Origin of the sequence: Youngiibacter fragilis 232.1 (genome assembly GCF_000495435.3) — a bacterium.
In the GTDB taxonomy this organism is placed as follows: Bacteria; Bacillota; Clostridia; order Clostridiales; family Clostridiaceae; genus Youngiibacter; species Youngiibacter fragilis.
Genome location: NZ_AXUN02000198.1, coordinates 157,127 through 176,226, shown reverse-complemented (window position 1 = coordinate 176,226; position 19,100 = coordinate 157,127). Strand labels below are relative to the sequence as shown.

General features: G+C 50.8%; 14 protein-coding genes and 1 pseudogene. 4 read left to right on the top strand and 11 right to left on the bottom strand.

Going from position 1 to position 19,100, the window contains the following annotated elements:
- Positions 1–240: 240 nt before the first annotated feature.
- The 3 genes from T472_RS14710 to T472_RS14700 are packed head-to-tail and all read right to left on the bottom strand — an operon-like array spanning position 241 to position 6,242.
- Complete coding sequence (locus T472_RS14710) at positions 241–2,604, bottom strand: glycogen/starch/alpha-glucan phosphorylase (RefSeq protein ID WP_023388784.1); 2,364 nt, start codon at positions 2,602–2,604, stop codon at positions 241–243.
- Positions 2,605–2,606: 2 nt separating this feature from the next.
- A complete protein-coding gene (gene malQ / locus T472_RS14705) occupies positions 2,607–4,085 on the bottom strand; it encodes a 4-alpha-glucanotransferase (protein WP_023388785.1) in 1,479 nt (492 codons plus the stop codon).
- A gap of 15 nt (positions 4,086–4,100) precedes the next feature.
- Positions 4,101–6,242, bottom strand: coding sequence for a TIM-barrel domain-containing protein (locus T472_RS14700; protein WP_023388786.1), 2,142 nt, complete (start codon positions 6,240–6,242; stop codon positions 4,101–4,103).
- Positions 6,243–6,439: 197 nt separating this feature from the next.
- Between T472_RS14700 and ybaK the strand changes: the two genes are divergently transcribed.
- Positions 6,440–6,937 (top strand): Cys-tRNA(Pro) deacylase, encoded by a 498-nt coding sequence (gene ybaK / locus T472_RS14695; protein WP_152975178.1) that lies wholly within the window; start codon positions 6,440–6,442, stop codon positions 6,935–6,937.
- A 12-nt stretch (positions 6,938–6,949) separates the two neighbouring features.
- Positions 6,950–8,432 (top strand): annotated as a pseudogene (gene abc-f, locus T472_RS14690) (ribosomal protection-like ABC-F family protein).
- A 72-nt stretch (positions 8,433–8,504) separates the two neighbouring features.
- Here the strand turns inward: abc-f and T472_RS14685 are convergent.
- From T472_RS14685 to T472_RS14660, 6 genes are all read right to left on the bottom strand, one after another.
- Positions 8,505–9,101, bottom strand: a complete 597-nt coding sequence (locus tag T472_RS14685; protein WP_023388788.1) for a nitroreductase family protein — start codon at positions 9,099–9,101, stop codon at positions 8,505–8,507.
- A 15-nt stretch (positions 9,102–9,116) separates the two neighbouring features.
- On the bottom strand, positions 9,117–9,806 hold the full coding sequence (locus T472_RS14680; RefSeq protein ID WP_082447721.1) for a DsbA family oxidoreductase: 690 nt from the start codon (positions 9,804–9,806) through the stop codon (positions 9,117–9,119).
- Positions 9,807–10,156: 350 nt separating this feature from the next.
- Positions 10,157–10,540 (bottom strand): prenylated flavin chaperone LpdD, encoded by a 384-nt coding sequence (lpdD, locus tag T472_RS14675; RefSeq protein ID WP_023388790.1) that lies wholly within the window; start codon positions 10,538–10,540, stop codon positions 10,157–10,159.
- A complete protein-coding gene (locus tag T472_RS14670; protein ID WP_023388791.1) occupies positions 10,521–11,105 on the bottom strand; it encodes a UbiX family flavin prenyltransferase in 585 nt (194 codons plus the stop codon). The genes lpdD and T472_RS14670 overlap by 20 nt, the downstream gene beginning before the upstream one ends.
- Positions 11,106–11,140: 35 nt before the next feature.
- Positions 11,141–11,347, bottom strand: a complete 207-nt coding sequence (locus T472_RS14665) for a non-oxidative hydroxyarylic acid decarboxylases subunit D (RefSeq protein ID WP_023388792.1) — start codon at positions 11,345–11,347, stop codon at positions 11,141–11,143.
- 12 nt (positions 11,348–11,359) lie between these two features.
- A complete protein-coding gene (locus T472_RS14660; RefSeq protein WP_023388793.1) occupies positions 11,360–12,796 on the bottom strand; it encodes a non-oxidative hydroxyarylic acid decarboxylases subunit C in 1,437 nt (478 codons plus the stop codon).
- Positions 12,797–13,051: 255 nt separating this feature from the next.
- Here T472_RS14660 and T472_RS14655 point away from each other — a divergent pair, with 255 nt between their 5' ends.
- Positions 13,052–13,927 carry a LysR family transcriptional regulator gene (locus T472_RS14655; protein WP_055831798.1) on the top strand — a complete coding sequence of 292 codons (876 nt, stop codon included), beginning with the start codon at positions 13,052–13,054 and terminating at the stop codon, positions 13,925–13,927.
- A gap of 39 nt (positions 13,928–13,966) precedes the next feature.
- Here T472_RS14655 and T472_RS14650 read toward each other — a convergent pair whose 3' ends face one another.
- Positions 13,967–15,859 (bottom strand): ABC-F family ATP-binding cassette domain-containing protein, encoded by a 1,893-nt coding sequence (locus T472_RS14650; protein WP_023388795.1) that lies wholly within the window; start codon positions 15,857–15,859, stop codon positions 13,967–13,969.
- Between the two features lie 117 nt (positions 15,860–15,976).
- Between T472_RS14650 and T472_RS14645 the strand changes: the two genes are divergently transcribed.
- A complete protein-coding gene (locus T472_RS14645; RefSeq protein WP_023388796.1) occupies positions 15,977–16,390 on the top strand; it encodes a hypothetical protein in 414 nt (137 codons plus the stop codon).
- Between the two features lie 34 nt (positions 16,391–16,424).
- Here the strand turns inward: T472_RS14645 and T472_RS14640 are convergent, their stop codons facing one another.
- Positions 16,425–19,088 (bottom strand): sigma-54-dependent transcriptional regulator, encoded by a 2,664-nt coding sequence (locus T472_RS14640; protein ID WP_023388797.1) that lies wholly within the window; start codon positions 19,086–19,088, stop codon positions 16,425–16,427.
- Positions 19,089–19,100 lie beyond the last annotated feature (12 nt).

The window sequence follows — 19,100 nt, the reverse complement described above, 5'->3', positions numbered from 1 at the left end:
CTGGTGTCAATCGAATACGTTTACTGGATGTCCCTTATGCAACGCGTGCAAAAATCTCTCAGGATTCATGCACGCGTTTGCACAATTTCGATAATGAAAACGCTTTACTTCTAAAGTATACCGTACTGAAACCGTATAATCAAGGTTTTTTGCATAAAATCAGCATTTTTGACAAAATAATCAATGCAAGCCCTTGCATTAACAAAGTGATACGTAACCGTGGAATCTACTGCAAAAAAATCAATTTTCAAGGCTCCAGATTTCATCTGCATATTCCCTGATCGTCCTGTCAGAAGAGAACTTTCCGGCTCCTGCGATGTTCATCAGGCACTTAACGGCATATCCCAGCCTGTCTTTGTAAGCCTTCCCCACAGCCTCCTGCGCTTCCCTGTAGGATGCGAAGTCAGCCAGGATGAAGTAGTTGTCGGGTCTGTGCCAGCTGGCACCCTTAAGCAGCGAATCATGGAGCTCCCTGAAGGCTCCTGTGCCTCCGTCGTCGAAGGTACCGTCTACAAGCGAATCCACCACCCTTTTAAGTCCTGGTATCTCCATGTATGGCACATGCGGATCATAGCTTTCCTTCATGGCTTCGATCTCATCGACCTTCAGCCCGAATATGAAGCTGTTCTCCTCACCGGCTTCCTCGACAATCTCGATGTTTGCTCCGTCCAGAGTGCCGATCGTCGGTGCGCCGTTCAGCATGAACTTCATGTTGCCTGTTCCCGAAGCTTCCTTTCCCGCTGTTGATATCTGCTCGGAGATGTCTGCTGCCGGGAACAGCTTTTCAGCATAGGATACCCTGTAGTTCGTGACGAATACAACCTTCAGCCTGTCCTTTGTTTCAGGGTCGCTGTTTACAAGGTTCGCTATCTCATTTATGTACTTTATTATGCCTTTTGCCCTCTTGTATCCCGGAGCGGCCTTTGCCCCGAATATGAACGTCCTTGGTGCGATCCCTTCGCCATTCCCTTCCTTGATCCTGTAGTAAAGGTCGAGGATGTGGAATGCGTTCAGAAGCTGCCTCTTGTACTCATGGAGCCTCTTTATCTGGATGTCGAATATCGAGTCAGGGTCTATCTCTATCCCCTCCACCTTCCTTATATGCTCAGCAAGCTGAACCTTCTTCATCCTCTTTATTGAATTAAGCCTCAGAAGCACATCTTCGTCATCAGCATGGTCCCTGAGTCCCTCAAGCAGGTCAAGGTCAGTTATCCAGCCGTCAGTTCCAAGAAGCTCAGTCACAAGTCCCGACAGCTCCGGATTTGACATCTTCAGCCACCTTCTCTGGGTTATGCCGTTGGTCTTGTTGTTGAACCTTTCAGGATAAATGTCATACCAGTGCCTTAGCTCTGTTTCCTTCAGGAGGTCTGTATGGAGCTCCGCCACTCCGTTCGTGGAATGGGTCCCGTATATGGAAAGCCATGCCATCTTTACGCTTCCGCCATGGATTATCCTGTACCTGTCCTGTGCCTTTCCTCTTATCCCCATTGACCTCAGGTCAGACTGGAGGCTTCTGTCTATCTTCCTTATTATCTCGTAGATGCCCGGAAGAAGCTTCCTGTAGAGCCTCACAGGCCACTGCTCCAGCGCTTCCGCAAGGATCGTGTGGTTCGTGTAGGCAAGCGACCGCCTCGTGATGTCAAAGGCTTCGTCCCAGTCCATGCCATGCTCCTCGGTAAGGAGCCTCATGAGCTCAGGAACAGCAACTGCTGGATGGGTGTCGTTCAGCTGTATCGCATGGTGTTCAGGAAACGCCCTGAGGTCAAGTCCCTTTGCAATATGCTTCGCCACAAGGTCCTGCAGCGATGCTGAAACGAAGAAATACTGCTGCCTGAGCCGCAGAAGCTTACCCCTGTCTGTGCAGTCATTCGGATAAAGCACCCTGGTTATCGTCTCCGCATTGTTCTTCTCCCTTACTGAGCCTTCGTAGTCCTCGTCATTGAACTCCTTGAATCCAAATGGCCTCACTGCCTCAGCCTTCCAGAGCCTTAAGGTGTTCACAGTCTTTCCTCCGTACCCTATGACAGGCGTGTCATAGGGTACCGCAAGGACAGGACCGTCAAAGAATGTTACCTTGACTGCTTCGTCAAGCCTTCTCACCGACCATGGGTCACCGTATTCCAGCCAGTTGTCACCTTCCTCTACCTGTGCACCGTCAATTATCGACTGCTTGAAGATGCCATATTCATACCTGATGCCATAGCCGTCCAGAGGATAACCAAGGCTTGCACCCGAGTCAAGGAAGCAGGCTGCAAGCCTTCCAAGTCCTCCGTTGCCGAGTCCTGCATCCTCCTCGGCCTCCTCGATGTCATTGAGGTTCATCCCCAGATTTCCAAGGACTTCCCTTGCTTCATCATCTATGCCCAGGTTCATCAGGTTGTTTCCGAGAGCCCTGCCCATAAGGAACTCCGCTGAAAGGTAGCAGGCCTTCTTTTTTCCCTCCTGCCTTTTCTTTGTGGCTGTCCAAAGCGGGACAACCTCTTCCATTATCGCCTTGGAAAAGGCGATATGGCTCTCCTTTGTGTCCAGTTCCTCCGGTGTCCTTCCGAAGGACACTGCTGCATGGGCGTTCATTCTCTCTTTAAGTCTTTTTTTGTCAAACATCTCTATCTCCCGTATCTTTTAGTCAGCTCCCTGATCTTCCTTGAAAGGCAGCTGTTCATTTCATCCTTGTCTACTCTCCAGGTCCAGTTTCCTCCGATAGTCGAAGGCTTGTTCATCCTTGCCTCCTTGCCGAGGCAGAGGAAATCCTGCATCGGCGCTATGGCAAGGTTCGCAACGCTTGACCATGCCCCACGTATGAAGCCCCATATGAGGCCTTCGTCGTAGTTGAGCTTCAGGTACCTTACAGCCTGGCTGAAATCATCCCTCTTTACGGTATCCATCCATTCCGCGGTGGTCTCATTGTCATGGGTGCCTGTGTACACCACGCAGTTCTTGTCATAGGTGTGCGGCAGGTAGTCGTTGGATTCACGTGAATCGAATGCGAACTGGAGCACCTTCATGCCGGGGAATCCGGTATCCCTTATGAGCTGGAACACCTCCTCGGTGAGGAAGCCCAGGTCTTCCGCTATGATATCCATTTCTCCAAGCTCTTCCTTTATCTTCCTGAAAAGCTTCATTCCGGGGCCCTTGGTCCATTCGCCCTTTACAGCGTCAAGGCTTCCGTACCTGATCTCCCAGTATGCCTCAAAGCCCCTGAAATGGTCGATCCTCACTGAATCGTAGAGGTCAAGGCTTGCCCTTATCCTTTCGATCCAGAAGCTGTAGCCTTCCTTCTCCATGGCATCCCAGTCATATATCGGATTGCCCCAGAGCTGTCCTGTAGCTGAAAAGGCATCCGGAGGGCATCCTGCCACAGTCTTCGGGTTCAGCTTCTTGTCAAGGTTGAAGAACCTTGGGTTCGCCCAAAGGTCTGAGCTGTCCTCTGCAACGTATATCGGTATGTCACCTATTATCCTTACGCCGTGGTTGTTTGCATACGCCTTAAGCGCCTTCCACTGCCTGAAGAAGAAATACTGGAGGAACACATGGAAGTATATTTCCTCTTTATTGTCCTTTTCGAATTCCCGGACCTTCCTGGATGTGAAGTCCCGCAGATCCTCATCCCAGCCAAACCATGATTTCCCTCCGTTCACCGACTTTATGGCCATGAACAGCGCATAGTCCGCGAGCCATTCTCCCTGATCCTCAAGAAAGCCTTCAAGTTCACCCTTAAGGACCCCAGCCGAGTTCATGTATGCCTTCCTGAGCAAACGGTTCTTCCCTTCATGCAGCTTTCCGTAGTCAACTGACAGAGGGTCGCTCCCCAGGTCTTCCTTTGCGATGTCCTTTTCTGAAAGGTAGCCCTTCGTCAGGAACTCATCAAGGTCAATGAAGTAAGGGTTGCCGGCAAACGCTGAAAAGTTCTGGTAGGGTGAATCCCCGTACCCTGTGACGCCCAGCGGAAGTATCTGCCAGTTGCCCTGGCCGCTCTCCACAAGGAAATCGACGAACCGGTAGGCTTCCCTTCCGAAATCCCCTATCCCGTATCTTCCGGGAAGGCTTGATATGTGCATCAGTATCCCGCTTGATCTCTTTTGCATGGTACACTTCCTTTCCTATATGGTTATTGTCTTCCTTGCCCTTACCCCGTCAGTTCCGAGTATGTCGACCGCGATTTCCATGACCTTTGGATTGTCATTCCTAACCTCAACTGAAAAGTCCTGTCCGTGCCTCGTGACCTTTATGGCTGTTGTGAATGACTCCCCGTTCTCGTATCCGTAGCTTTCCCCGTCATCGTCATAGAGCTCATATTCAGCCACCCTGTCAACGAAGGCAATCGCATGGAGCTTCCCGATGTCAAGGCTCATTGTATTCTTCGCAGGAGTGCAGTATGGCAATATCGAATCCTTCCTGAGGTAGAACTTAAGGCTGTCCAATCCGTATTCGAACCTCCTCAGGCCTGCATGGACCACCTCCATGGCTGCCTTGCCATCCTTTAGTGTTACCTCAGCCATCTCCTCAGGAAGATATGCCGTTCGTCCGCTGGCGTTAGGCCTGGTCACTGGTGCAAGCATAAGCTCCTTCCCAAGCAGCAGCTGGTCTTCCGTGTCCCTTGACGATTCATCTTTGTACAGGAAGGAAAGCGGCCTGAACATCATGGAGCCATCGATTACCGACTTCATCATCTCCGAGTAGATGTATGGGATAAGGGAATATCTTGCCCTTATGATCTCACGGTTCCAGGAAGTGACCTCTTCACCGAAGATGTAGGGCTCCTGGAAGTCATTTCCTATCGCCGAGTGGTTCCTAAGAAGGGGAGTGAACGCCGAGAACTGCAGCCACCTCGTCAGAAGCTCCCATGTGGTGCTGTTCCCGAAGCCTCCGGTGTCAGCCCCCACATAGTAGAAGCCTGCCATGTTTACGCTTGGCATCATCCTCACGTTAAGCTCCAGGTGGCTCCACCATGATGAATTGTCTCCTGTCCATATGCCTGAGTGCCTGTGCATACCTGTCGAAGACGCCCTTGAGATAAGCACATGCCTCTTTCCAAGTATCTTCCTCAGGCCTTCCCCTGCAGCGACTGTCATGTTCTGGCCGTAGAGGTTGTGGACCTTCTCGTTGACCACTACCTTACCGTCAACCTGATGGTAGAAGGTCCTGTAGTACCTCTCCCTGTTCCCCATGTCCTTGAACAGGTCCTTGAGCTCGAAGTACTTTAGGACGCCGAGGTTAGCTCCCTTTGAAGCAATCGCAGCATCCACTGCCTTCTCAAGCTCCTCCTCGTCATAGAATATCGCAGGCTCATTCATGTCGTTCCAGAAGCCTTCGATTCCAAGGTCCGTAAGCACCTTGTACTTCTCCCCCCACCATTTCCTGGTTTCAGGCCTCAGAAAGTCCGGCAGGTGTACCTTGCCCGGCCAGACTGCAGCCACATAGGGCTTTCCGGCTTCCGTCTTCACAAAGTGGTCTCCTATGATCCCTTCCTCGTATATGTCGTAGCCTTTCTCGATCTTGACTCCGGCATCTATGATCGGGATGATGTAGACGCCATCCTCCCTGAACTCCCTTACCATCTCCTCCATATCGGGAAACCTTTCGTCGGATACTGAGAAGTCCTTGAAATCCTCCATGTAGTCAAGGTCAAGGTATATCCCCTCAAGAGGGATCTGAAGGTCGTCAAAGCTTTTCCTTACACGCCTCACGTCCTTCGAGGTCTCATAGCCCCATCTGCTCTGGAAGTATCCAAGCCCCCACCTCGGCGGTACGTAGCTCCTGCCAATTATGGAATGGAAGCGCTGCACCACCTCATCCTCATTTCTGCCCTCGATCTCATATACTGCGAAATCAGTTCCCGCAACGTCTATTATCAGGGCATCCTTGTCCGAGCATCCTATGTCATAGGATATGAGTCCCGGGAAGTCAATGAAGAATCCCATGACTTCATCCCCTGCCACCATAAGGAAATTGTGGGCCGCATAAAGCCTCTTCTTCTCCTCGGAATGCACCGGTTCATCAGTGCAGTAGCTCTCGTACTTCCTGCCCCTCTTGTTTATCCCTCCGAGGTTCGCTCCAAGTCCATAGACGATATCCTTCATACCCAGCCCCAGGCTCAGCCTTGAAGCTTCAGGCCCGGTTTCCACAACAAAAGCCCCTGCTGCCACGGTCTCATTTCCACGCCTGCATACAACCGCACCGGTGTCCATCGGCTCACCGTAGACAAGCACCTTAATTCCTTCTGCGATATCAAATGCTTTCAATATATCACGCTCCTGAAGTTGTGCAAGCGATTGCACTGATAACTCCAATATAGCATAAAAAAGTTATTTGTAAAGGTTTTTTCTCTGAACGGCTGAAGCACAGGCTTCCGACTTCTGGATGAAACACTATAGGGAGTGTGCCTTGGGTATCGATATTTGCTATAATTGGAGTTGAAATCAGGACTGGATGTGATATTTTGAAGAATGTTAAGACAAATGCAATGAGGCTCCTTGAAAAGGAGAAGATAGGATATGAGCTCATGACCTATGAGATCGTTGAAGGTTCAATGTCGCCTGAATACCTTGCGGGGCAGATCGGTAAGGATGTCCTTTCCATATTCAAGACCATAGTGACAGTTGGCCACAGCGGAAACCACTATGTGTTCGTAGTGCAGCTTACCGAAGAGCTTGACCTCAAGAAGGCTGCGAAGGCAGCTGACGAGAAGAACATCGAGCTGATCGACCAGAAGGACCTCGAGAAGCTTACGGGTTATGTCCGCGGCGGCTGCAGTCCTGTTGGAATGAAGAAACAGTTTCGGACATTCTTTGACGACAGGATAGGCTCCTTCGAAAAGATAGTAGTAAGTGCAGGGAAAAGGGGCTTCCAGATTGAAGCTGACCCCAAAGACCTTGTGAGGGCGACACGAGCAGTCTTAACAGACATCAGAAAGGAAACGAAGAGCATATTCAGATAGGGAGGTGCTCACTTGTCACAGATAACCGTAAAGGACCTTACCTTCTCATACGAAGGAAGCTACGACAACATATTCGAGAATGTCAGCCTGACTCTTGACACGGACTGGAGGCTTGGCCTCACGGGAAGGAATGGGCGGGGCAAGACCACCTTCCTCAGGCTGCTGCAGGGTCTTCACGAATACTCCGGCAGCATATCGTGTGGAGTCAATTTCGAATATTTCCCCTATGTGGTGGACGATATGGAACAGATGACTCAGGATGTCGTAAATGGTATAAATCCTGATTTTATGCACTGGGAGCTCATTAGGGAGCTTAATCTCCTTTCAGCAGATGAAGATGTGCTCTTCAGGCCCTTTTCCACCTTAAGCAGCGGGGAGCGCACAAAGGTACTACTTGCGGCAATGTTCCTTAAGGAAACAAGCTTCCTCCTCATAGACGAACCCACCGACCATCTCGACCTTGAAGCAAGAAGAATTGTCAGCAGATATCTGTCATCAAAGAAGGGCTTCATCCTGGTGTCGCACGACAGGGCTTTCCTCGACAATTGCATTGATCACATACTCTCCATAAACAGGACAGGCATAGAGCTCATGAAGGGAAACTTCACCACCTGGTGGAACGAGAAGGAAATGAGGGACAGGACAGAGGCTGAGGATAACGAAAGGCTTAAGAAGGAGATCGGAAGGCTGAAGGATGCTGCACGAAGGACCTCAGACTGGTCGGACAGGGTGGAGAAGACAAAGATCGGGACAAGGAACTCTGGCTCTAAGCCTGACAAGGGCTATATCGGCCACAAGGCTGCCAAGATGATGAAGCGCTCCAAGTCGATCGAGCCAAGGAAGAACCTGGCCATAGAAGACAAGTCCAGGCTTTTCAAGGATACTGAAAGGACCTGCTCCCTTAAGATATCCCAGCTTGACTTCCACTCAGGAAGGCTCGTGAGCCTAGAGGACATATCCATTTTCTACGGCGACAGGACGATCCTTTCAGGAATAGGTTTCGAGATAAACAAAGGGGACAGGATCGCCCTCCGAGGCAGGAACGGCTCAGGGAAATCAAGCCTCCTCAGGCTGATATGCGGGGAGGACATGGGGTACACAGGAACACTTTGGAAGGGAGCCGGCCTCAGGGTCTCCTTCGTCTCCCAGGACACCTCGCGTCTTTCAGGCAGCATCAGGGACTACTGCGTCCGGAAGGATATTGATGAAGCCCTCTTCAGGGCCATACTCCAGAAGCTTGGCTTCGACAGGGTGCAGTTCGAAAAGGATATCGAGGACTACTCGAGCGGGCAGAAGAAGAAGGTTCTTATTGCAGGCAGTCTCTGTGAGAAAGCGCACCTCCACATCTGGGATGAGCCGCTCAACTTCATTGACGTGTTCTCAAGGATCCAGATAGAGTCGCCTGCTGCTTGAATATGAGCCGACGATAATATTCGTGGAACATGACAGCGCATTTTGCGATGCTGTGGCCACGAGGACAGTAAGCCTGACATGATCGATCATGTGGATTCATTGAACGGCAAAACCGGCAAAGGTTACCCCTGCCGGTTTTGTCGTCTCTATTGCATCAGCTCAGTATCTTCACCCTGTCAGCTACCGGAATGGCGTTCCTGTCTCCAGGCTGTGACTCCACGCTTCCGAAAGGCATCTGGGACATGAGCTTGTATGTGTCTGGTATTCCGAAGGTCTTCCTGACCTCGTCATCTATCAGGGGATTGTAGTGCTGGAGCGATGCTCCAAGACCTTCAGCAGTGAGCCCTGCCCAGACAGTGTACTGGAGCATGCCTGAAGACTGATATGACCATGGCACGAAGTTGTCCTTATAGAGCTCGAACTGCCTCTCAAGCCCTCTGACCACATCTGTATCCTCGTAGAACAGAACTGTTCCGAGTCCTGCGGCAAAGGAATCTATCTTGTCGCTGGTTGCCTGGAATGCGTTCTCAGGTACTACCTTCCTGAGCGTTTCCTTTACTATGCTCCAAAGCTTCGAATGGTTTTCGTCAAAAAGGACGACTACCCTTCCGCTCTGCGAGTTCATGGCTGTAGGTGAATACAGCATTGCATCCTCTACGATCGCCTTTATCCTTTCCTTCTCAACAACATCCCTTGCACCTATGTTGTAGAAAGACCTTCTTGCCTTCATTATTTCATTGAAACTGTTCATTTTTTTCCTCCTGTATTATCCTAGTTTTCCATCTCTTGCGCGTTCAAGTGCCTTCCTGAAGCTTTCAGGGCTCTGGGCGCCGCTTAGTGCGTATTTTCCATCGACCACGAAGAACGGCACGCCGCTTATCCCGTAATCCCTTGCATCCTTCTGGTCCTTCTTCACCTCGTAAGAATACTCGCTTCCCTCAAGGACTTCCATCGCCTCATCATGCGGTAATCCAGCTTCTCCAGCTATTGAGAGAAGAACATCCTTTGATGATATGTCCAGTCCGTCCACGAAATACGACCTGTACATCGCTTCGGTGAATTTCGTTCCTGATCCTGTCTTTCTTGCGAGATGCCCCAGCCTGTGCGCATCGAATGTGCTTACATGGAACAGCTCTTCCGTAAAATTAAGTCCGTCCCTCGAAGCCATCATTGCAACCTGCCTGATCCTTGACTTCGCCTCTTCATCAGATATGCCATACTTTTCAGCAAGGCTCCTGTAATACGGACCGCTTTCCCCTGCTTTCGCATCCGGGTCCAGCTGGAAGCTCCTGTATGTTATCTCAGCGCCTTCCTTCAGTCCGGTTTCCTCAAGGGCCTTCATCAGCCTTGTGGAACCTATGTAACAGAACGGGCACACATAATCAGACCATATGTCTATCCTCAAGTTCATCGCTCCTTCACGGCTCAACTCTTTGCCGTAATCCAATGATACCATAGATTTTATGCAATTTCATCGCATCTTATCAAATATAGGGAATTGATACTAATTAGTACTAGTTTAGCGAAAGCTTTGATTTATAAAAGCATGTCATTGATGATTTGATAATCCGATTTGTTCCGGTGGGCTTTCTTGACATGAAAATCCGGTAAATATTGCTATTTTATCATTATCCAAACCAATCATCGTTAATTTTTGTCAATTATTCCATATACCCCCAAAACAACATGGGAAGAGGAGACGACACTGAAGTCCGCTTCCTCTTCCCATTGTTTTTTGCTTCATAACATTCTTAAGCTCTAATTTTCATGTCCTTTAGGGTCAGCTGTCTTTGCCTTAAGCTATTTCTATAAATGAGCGCCGAGATCTTCCAATATCTTAGCCATCACAGCTTCATAGTTCTTCCAGAGGACCCTTATGTCATCTTCAGTCGCATCGTCGATGTGTATGCCTGCGACAACCGTGGTCTGGCAGGAGAACCTTGCAGCGAGCTTCAGTGCCGCGGCCCTTGCCAGCTCGTCCTCCTTGTGACCTGTGACGCAGATGACGCTTGCTGAAGCTGAGGTCTTCTCCTTGTCCGCAAGGCTCATCCTCGGGGATGCAAGCGCTACGGCTCCGATATGTGGAGTATCCCCTCCGCAGATGGCTGCTGAAATATCCCTGCCCAGTACAAGGACATCCGCTTCGACCCTGTAGATCCCTTCCCCCGCTTCATAGCTCAGGTGCTTCATTGGAGTCAGCTCCTTCCCATGGTATGAACTTAGTATGCCTCATGCCGAACTGCATGAGGATCTTCCCGACAACATGGTTTATCTGGTCATCGAGAGACTGCGGGTTGTTGTAGAAGGTAAGCATCGGAGGGACGATTGTACATCCTATGTCCGCGGCTTCCTTCATGTTCCTCAGGTGCACCTTGCCCATGGGCATCTCCCTAGGTACGAGCACCACCCTCCTGTTCTCCTTCAGGCACACGTCAACAGCCCTTACCAGTAGGTTCGAGGCATAGCCTGTGCTTATGGCAGACAGTGTCTTCATGCTGCAGGGCACAACTATCATGCCGTCGGTCAGGAAGGAACCGCTTGATATCGACGCCGCCAGGTTCTTGTTGCTGTGCACCACGTCAGCTATCTCAGTCAGCCTTGAAAGGGGCATTTCGGTTTCAAGCTCCCAGGTGGTCACCGCTCCCTTTGACATGACAAGGTGTACCTCGCAGCCTTCCTGCTGCTTCAACGCCTTGAGCAGGTAGTAGCCCATGACCACTCCGCTTGCTCCTGATATGCCTACTATAATCCTCATTCAAACCATCCTTTCAAGTGACCTCTTTACCATCATCATTTTCCGAGCGGCGGTATCGGAGGGATCATCTGCATGTTCCTTATCTTCTCGTCATCAAGCCTAAACTTCGGCAGTACGTTTATGGTCTCAGTGGATCTCCAGGAGAACCAGCACTTTTCACAGACATACACTTCCCATTCATCTCCCACCGGGGACTTGACCATTACCTTTATCTTGTCAGAATCGCATCTTGGACAAATCATCGACATTACCTCCTAATTGCCTTTCTTGAGCAGGTCGCGAAGGACAGCATCCCAAGCTTCAGAGCCCACAGGCTTCTCAAGCAGCTGGGTCTCGCGCGGGTTGGGTTCCGGAGCCACAGGTGTAGTCGCATCGATTATCATCTTGGTGTGCATTCCTGCAGGGAAAGATGAAGGGTCGAGAGGCATTCCGGGACAGTTCTCAATGAGCGAGACATCCTTGTCCGGCTTCACCCTTGTCGTAAGCGCCCACATTACCTGTTCCAGGTTGAAGGGGTCCACGAACTCGTCAACTATGATGACGATCTTCGAGTACGGCATCCCATGAGGGGTCGACAGCAGCCTGAAGGCCACTCCCTTGCCGTATCCTCCGTATCTTACCTTTGTCGATATTATGACACCCATTCCATGGGTATACATCGCATTGACTGCAACCACCTCAGGCATTGATTCCTTCAGCTGCTTGTATAGGGGAACGCTTGTGTTCAGCGCCATCAGGTAGTCAATCTCAGTCCATGGGACTCCAAGGTAGAGATTTTCAAAAATCGGATTGTCCCTGTGGGTGATCCTAGTAATCTGGATCTCACACTGCAGCCTTGCTCCCGAGTATGAACCGGGGAACTCTCCAAAGGGTCCTTCCACTACCCTGTGCCTCGGGATGATATATCCTTCGATTACCACTTCAGCACCTGCAGGCACCCATAGGTGGTCGCAGGTATCCGCCTTTACTATTTCGGTAGGTACTCCGTCCTGAAGGGCTCCGACGAACTCGTACTCGTTCTGGTTATAACCTACTGGAGTGCTCGCCATGAAGGTCACGAGCGGTGTGTTACCTAGGGTTATCGCTATGGGAAGCGGCTTGTTCTCCCTCTCAGCCTTTTCAAGCTGCACTGCTATGTCATGGAAGGCGAGCGCCTGGATGCCTACCCTGTCCTTGTCCTTGACCTGTATCCTGTAGGTACCCACGTTCAGCTTGTTGAAGTCGTCGGGGAACTCAGGGTCGCCTGTGACAACTGAAGCCTTTGACAGGAAGAAGCCTCCGTCCTGCTCGTTGATCCTGTACAGCGGAAGCAGCTCAAACAGGTTAATGTCCTCGGTTATCGTGTTCTGCTTGCATGGTGCCTCTTCCCTTGATACCACCTTTGGAGTTACGGGGAACTTATCCCATCTCCTGTTCAGTTCCTCGAACTGCTCCTTTACCGTAGCATCCTTGTCCATTCCCAGCATCAGGGCATGGTTCTTCCATGACCCGTGCACATTCGTAACCATTGAGTATCTGTATCCCCTGATGTTCTCCACGAGTACAGCAGGACCGTTCTTGATATCCGCTGCGGCCCTTCCTATCGCGCCCAGGTCCGGCTCGGGGTTGACTGGTCCTGCAACCCTAACCAGCTGCCCTTCCTCTTCAAGTGTCTGCAGGAATTCCCTAAGGTCTTTGTATGTCTTAGCCAATTTTCTTCCTCCTCTTGCACACATGTCATCCGGCATTTCCAGGCCTGAATCGGACATGTTAACTGTTAATACTGTAACAATCGAGAGGTGCAGTCAGCAATTCAGTATCGGAATCACCAGTTTCCATTTTGGAATGCATTGCTGGTAAAAAATTGAAACCCTTTCAGACATAAGGATAAGGTCAGCTTATTCCAAAATATCCAAATAGGGAGTAAAATTAAATCTTAATGACAACGATCAAGGCAGGGTGAAACGATGACCTATAGTCAAGTCCACTATTTTCTCATGATAGAGAGCAGCCGCAGCTTCTCACATGCCGCAGAAGAGCTGTTCATATCCCAGTCCTCACTTTCAAAGCAGATAAAGGCTCTGGAGGATGAGCTTGGCGTCCAGCTTTTCATAAGGACCTCCTCGAAGGTGGAGCTTACCTCAGCAGGAAACCACTTCCTTGAGTTTGCGAAAAAATCCAGAAGCGACTATCTTGAGCTGATCGACAAGCTTTCAATGATGGATACGCAGAAGGTATGCAGCGTAAAGGTCGGGACCTTGCCGCTTCTTGCCCCGTACAGGCTGCTTGGAAAGATAGCGAGGTTCCAGGAGACCAATGACAATATCCACCTTGACCTGCTCGAAAGGGAGCAGCAGGAGATAATATACCTTATTGACAACTACATGCTTGATCTTGCCATAGCTAGGACAGACTACCTTGATACTGACAAGTATGATGTCATGCCGCTCATTGACGATGACCTGGCAGTGGCCTGCTCGCTTTCAAGCCCCCTTGCAAAGCTCGGGAAAGTTAAGCTCTCTCAGCTCAAGGATGAAAAATTCATACTTCTGGACCAGAAGTCGACCATACACAGGCTATGCATTGATGCCTGCAGGAAGTCGGGCTTCAGCCCAAACGTCAAGTTCACGATAAGCCGCCATGAACCGCTTCTTGCCATGGTAGAGCTGGGTCTTGGCATCACGCTCTTTCCGAGAAGGCTCCTCATGGATGAACCGGGGCTTAGGCTTGCGATTGTTGAGCTTGAAGTGCCTGTTGTCTCAGGCGTTGCCATCATACGTCGCAAGGACAAGAAGATGAGCCTTGGCGCAGAGCGCTTCTTCAATACATTCCCCACCGCCTGAATGACAAAGGTCCTGCATGACTCCTCATGCAGGACCTTTTCAACCTTCCTTGCCCTTTGCTATCTCCTGGGAAAGCTCTTCAAGATATGCCCATCTCTCTATGGCTTCCTCAAGCTCCGCTTCACAAACCGACTTTTCTTCCATAAGGGAGCCTAAGGCTTCGAAATCAGCGGCATTCTTCTCCATTTCCTTATCAAGCGCCGATATCCTTTCCTCAAGACCCGCTATCCTGTCACCTATGCCCTCGTATTCCTTCTGCTCCCTGTAGCTGAACTTCCTTGCCCTTTCCTTCTTCCTTTCATCCCTGGCTTCAACCTTTGCTTCAGGGACCTTCTCCTCGGTCTGCTCCAGCCTTTCGGAAAGGTCTGTATAGTTGCCAGGGTGCATCGTGATCTTCCCGTTACCCTCGAAGTGAAGGATCCTCCTTGCCATGCGGTCAAGGAACCATCTGTCATGGGACACCGCAACTACAGCTCCGCTGAAGGTATCGAGAAAGTCCTCGAGCACCTCAAGCGTCATGGTATCAAGGTCATTCGTAGGCTCATCCAGAAGCAGGACGTTAGGCTTCTCCATGAGTATCCTAAGAAGCATGAGCCTCCTCTTTTCTCCGCCTGACAGCATGCTTATCGGTGTCCACTGGAATTCAGACGGGAACATGAACGTCTCGAGAAGCTGGGATGCCGTCGACATGCCGTCAGTGGTCTCGATCCTTTCAGCAGCATCCCTTATGTATTCAAGGACCCTCATGCTCTCGTCCCTGAAGGTGTAGTCCTGGGTAAGATATCCGATCCTTACCGTCTCACCGGTATCAACTGTTCCGCTATCCGGCAGAAGAGCCCCGGCCATGATCGCCAGAAGGGTTGATTTCCCGAGCCCGTTCACCCCGACTATCCCGACCCTGTCGTCGCGGAGCAGGTTATAGGAGAATCCATGGAGAAGCTCATTCCCGTCATACGCCTTGAATACTTCATTCAGCTCAATGGTCTTGCCACCAAGCCTCGATGACAGGGCCTTGATCTCAATGGAATTCTGCTCCTGCCTTGACTCAGTCTGTGCCAGCTCCTCGAACCTTCCTATCCTAGCCTTCTGCTTGGTAGTCCGGGCCTTGGCGCCCCTTCTCATCCACTCGAGCTCCTTCATGAAGAGCTTCCGCCTCTTCCTGTCTCCGGCTTCAAGGAGTTCCTCACGTTCAGCCTTCAGCTCAAGGAACCTTGAGAAGTTCGCCTGCCAGGATATGACCTCGCCCCTGTCGATCTCAAGCATCCTGTCAGCCACCCTTTCAAGGAAGTACCTGTCATGGGTCACCATGAGTATAGCTCCCTTCCTGTTCCTGAGCATGCCTTCAAGCCAGGAGACCGTGACATCGTCTATATGGTTTGTGGGCTCATCCAGGATAAGGAGGTCGCTTGGAAGGACCAGCGCCCTTGCCATGGCAACCCTTTTCTTCTGGCCTCCGGAAAGCTCCCCGGTCCTCTTGTGGAACTCGGTTATCCCGAGTCTCGTGAGGACGGCCTTGGCCTCAGATTCCAGGCCCCACGCACCCACGTCATCCATCCTGGCAGCCAGCCTCATGACTTCATCATGAAGGCTGATGTTGTCAGGTGACTCGTTTGACTTAACGACAGCCTCTTCGTATTCCCTTATTATTGAAAGCGAGCCTTCGCCGCTGAATATGGCTGAGATCACGGTATCCTCGGGATCGAACTCGGGATCCTGAGGCAACACCGATATCCTCACCCCGTTCATATACACAATCCTCCCGGTATCAGACGGAAGCTCACCCGAAATGACCTTGAGCAGTGTCGACTTTCCGGTGCCGTTGATTCCTATTACGCCTATCTTATCCCCTTCTGATATGCCGAAGGTGGCATCCCTGAACAGGACCTTCTCGCCAAAGCTCTTTGATATGGATTCCGCTGCAAGTATGTTCAATCTTAAGCTCCCCTTAATTTTCTACCGTTGATTTTTCCAATACAGTACATTCTACTACGAATCCACCTCCATTGCACCTCTCATTTGGGATTGGTATACTGTACGTGGGGGTGGATGATGGATTTTCGGATAAGGAAGAAAAAGGAATATCTGATATCAGGGATAGCATGGACAGTCCTTGCATGCCTGGTGCTTGCATTTGTCGCAATCAGCGGTGATGCGCTCAAGTGGTATTTTCTGATACCTCTTTCAGCGGTCGAGTTCGCACTTGCGCTTGCGGCCTACACCGCATTCACAAGGAACGGCGGTGTCTACCTCAGGCTTGAGGAGAAGTCTTTGAGGGTCATGTCCTCCGTCTTCAGGAAGCCCGCAATAGCATACTCCAACATGAGGCAGGTCAGGCAGTTCAAGGACCAGGTGACGATCGTCCTCAAGGAAGGGCAGGATGTCAAGATCATGCTCGAGCCCATGGATGAGCCTGTACGCAGGGAATTCGTGCAGAAGCTTAAGGAAAAGGCGGGACTCAAGTGAACAAGAGCCGGATGACAGATCATCCGGCTCTTGTTCATTCATCCTTCTCAAAGAATTTCATCACGAAGCATATCTCATCGTTTGAAACCTTCACACCGTATTTGGCGGCAAATCCCGCGAGAGCCTTCTCAACTATGTCGTACCGCTCCCAGTTCCCGGATATGTACTCATCCTTTCCTTCAAATGGAGTGACAGGCTCTCCCGACACCAGCCTGTCAACCATGCAGGCTACGTGTATTATCACTCCCGGCAGCATGTCTGAGGGTATGACGGACTTAAGGTCCCTCTCCATGCCCTTGATGAGGTCATGCACCCTGTAGTTCAGACCATCCTCCTTTATTGACACAAGCACATCCTTCAGCACCTGGTCCATGTTGACAATCAGCGTCTTGAGGTCGATCTCAGCCTGTATCTCCTTTATTGCGCTGAGGGACAGAACCTCGGTCAGAGAATATGACTTGATGTCCATCTCCACAGGTATTGATGAGACAAGGCTCACTACCGGCCTTTCTTCATTTATCCTTTTTACCTTGCTGACCAGAGATTCCCTGTCGATGGCATTTATCGCCATGATTTCAAAAAGGCTCTTGTTGTACTGGAGGTTTGACTTGAGGAAGCTCTTCATCACCTGCGAGCTCCCTTCGCCCGTAAGGCACGCGGTAAGGATCACATACCTTGCAGCCTGCTCCTCGTTCTGGTAGAGGCCCGGTATCATGCTCTGCGGAGTGACCGCTATCGTGTCCCTGTAGATCTCATCGAGGCTTACCCCTGAAATCGCCTTCCTAGTGGCATCAAGCACGTGGAGGGTCGAGACAAGGGGAAGCGTCTTGACATGCACCCCGAATTCCTCTTCAATCTCCATGCCGAAATTAGTGGGGCTGCCCATGTCAACCATCAGGAGATAGCCCTCTGTAGTCGGATTCTCTGAAACATGCTTCCTTAGCCTGTCGAAGATGACCTGAGGGCTTACCTCTATTGCCGCATCGATAGGGTGCGCCCAGCTTTCACCAAGGAGCTTGGTCGCCACATCCACCATGGAGCTTGCAGTGCTTCCCCCATGGGCGATCACAACTATCCTTACCCTGTCCTTTGCCTTGATGGTTTCATCAGCCGGAAGCCAGAACAGTGCAAGGAATGCCGCCTCATCTTCAAATATCTCAAGGCCGGTACTTATCCTTATCATGTTGAGGCATTCAAGCGCTACAGCGAACTGTTCAGGATATTTCCTCTTTATTACCCTTACCTGGGGATTCTCGATCTGGGAGCCCTGGTTGACCCTCTGGAGCAGGGCGAAGAGATGCAGTGCCAGAGCCACGAAGGTATTCCCGTTGTACTGTATCCCAAGGTTCGAGATCGCATGGGAGTATATCCTGTCGCTTAGCTCCATGATGTCCGAGCCTACTATGTTGGCAAGGTTCGCCTTTGTCAGGCCGTCCTTGTTCTTCTCGATGTAGGTGCTGACAAATTCCGATATGTACCCTTCCATCAGGGTATCTATCTCCTTCTCGTCAACTCCCCTGATCTTCAGCTCCCCTATTTTCCTCTCTATGAAGTCGTATATCGTGTTTTCCTTCGTCGTGAGTGACTGGACCTTGCTTCCGTTCCCGAAGGTGAAGCTGTCCAGGTCATCCTCGAACAGCCGGTTCCAAATGTCCCTGTAGCCCCTCTCGTTGAACAGGCTTTCCTTGATGTAAAGCGGAAGGTCAGCGCTCCAGAGCTCCACCTTCGACCTCTTCCCGGTCAGGAACTCAGCATAGGACTTGGCTGTCACTATCTGTATGTCATTCTTAAGCTGTCCCACGTTTCCTGTTGTCTCGTACATGAGAAGGGCCTTCATCAGGTTCATGGACACGTGTATCTCATGGCCTATCCTTGCCGCCTCCTCCCTGAAGAAGGTCTTTACGAGTCCGAGCCTCTCATCTATCGCCCTTTCCTTTAGTGAAGGTATCCTCAGTGTCATCGGTATCCTTCTGGTGAAGGTCTTTAGTAGGGCAGATGTAGGGTTTTCCGTGGTAGCTGTGATTATAAGCACATTTGAAGTCCTGTCCTCCGGATCCCCGACTCTCCTGAAGGTACCCTTGTCAAGGAACACGAAGAGGGCCTCCTGGCCTTCAGGCGGGAGCCTGTGCACCTCATCAAGGAACAGTATCCCGTTGTCAGCCTTTTCAAGCAGCCCTTCCCTATCCTGGTCCGCTCCTGTGAACGCACCCTTCCTGACTCCGAAAAGCTGTGCTGTGAGCAGCTGGGGATTATTCGCGTAATCTGCGCAGTTGAAGACTATGAACGGGGAGTTCTTTGACTTCACCCCTGATTCCACGGCATACTTGTACATCAGTGAAGCGAATGTGGATTTCCCGACTCCGGTATCTCCCAGGATTATGCTGTGCATCCCCTTTGGAGGATAGAGTATCGCTGCCTTGGCGTGGTCGACAACCGTCTTGAGGCTGGGACTTTCCTTACCCAGCCTGTCCAGCTCGCTTGTTACACCCTTGTGCAGGCTGTTGACATTTATTCCGGCAATGAACTTCACAGGCCTCCCTGAGAGCTTCATCACCCTTCCTTCCTCATACAGCCTGTTCAGGTCGAAGCTTACATTGGCCCTTGTAAGTCCCAAAGCTTCCGACAGCGTGTTGGCATCCACGCCGTCCTGGTTCTTGTATTCACAGAGCCTTGAGTATACCTTATCTATCCTCTTCATCATAACCTCACT

What these genes read in the sequence shown, in the direction of transcription:
- T472_RS14710 (WP_023388784.1), bottom strand. Translation starts at nt 2,604, where the DNA reads ATGTTTGACAAAAAAAGACTTAAAGAGAGAATGAACGCCCATGCAGCA.
- malQ (WP_023388785.1), bottom strand. Translation starts at nt 4,085, where the DNA reads ATGCAAAAGAGATCAAGCGGGATACTGATGCACATATCAAGCCTTCCC.
- T472_RS14685 (WP_023388788.1), bottom strand. Translation starts at nt 9,101, where the DNA reads ATGAACAGTTTCAATGAAATAATGAAGGCAAGAAGGTCTTTCTACAAC.
- T472_RS14680 (WP_082447721.1), bottom strand. Translation starts at nt 9,806, where the DNA reads ATGGTATCATTGGATTACGGCAAAGAGTTGAGCCGTGAAGGAGCGATG.
- lpdD (WP_023388790.1), bottom strand. Translation starts at nt 10,540, where the DNA reads ATGAAGCACCTGAGCTATGAAGCGGGGGAAGGGATCTACAGGGTCGAA.
- T472_RS14670 (WP_023388791.1), bottom strand. Translation starts at nt 11,105, where the DNA reads ATGAGGATTATAGTAGGCATATCAGGAGCAAGCGGAGTGGTCATGGGC.
- T472_RS14665 (WP_023388792.1), bottom strand. Translation starts at nt 11,347, where the DNA reads ATGATTTGTCCAAGATGCGATTCTGACAAGATAAAGGTAATGGTCAAG.
- T472_RS14655 (WP_055831798.1), top strand. Translation starts at nt 13,052, where the DNA reads ATGACCTATAGTCAAGTCCACTATTTTCTCATGATAGAGAGCAGCCGC.
- T472_RS14645 (WP_023388796.1), top strand. Translation starts at nt 15,977, where the DNA reads ATGGATTTTCGGATAAGGAAGAAAAAGGAATATCTGATATCAGGGATA.
- T472_RS14640 (WP_023388797.1), bottom strand. Translation starts at nt 19,088, where the DNA reads ATGAAGAGGATAGATAAGGTATACTCAAGGCTCTGTGAATACAAGAAC.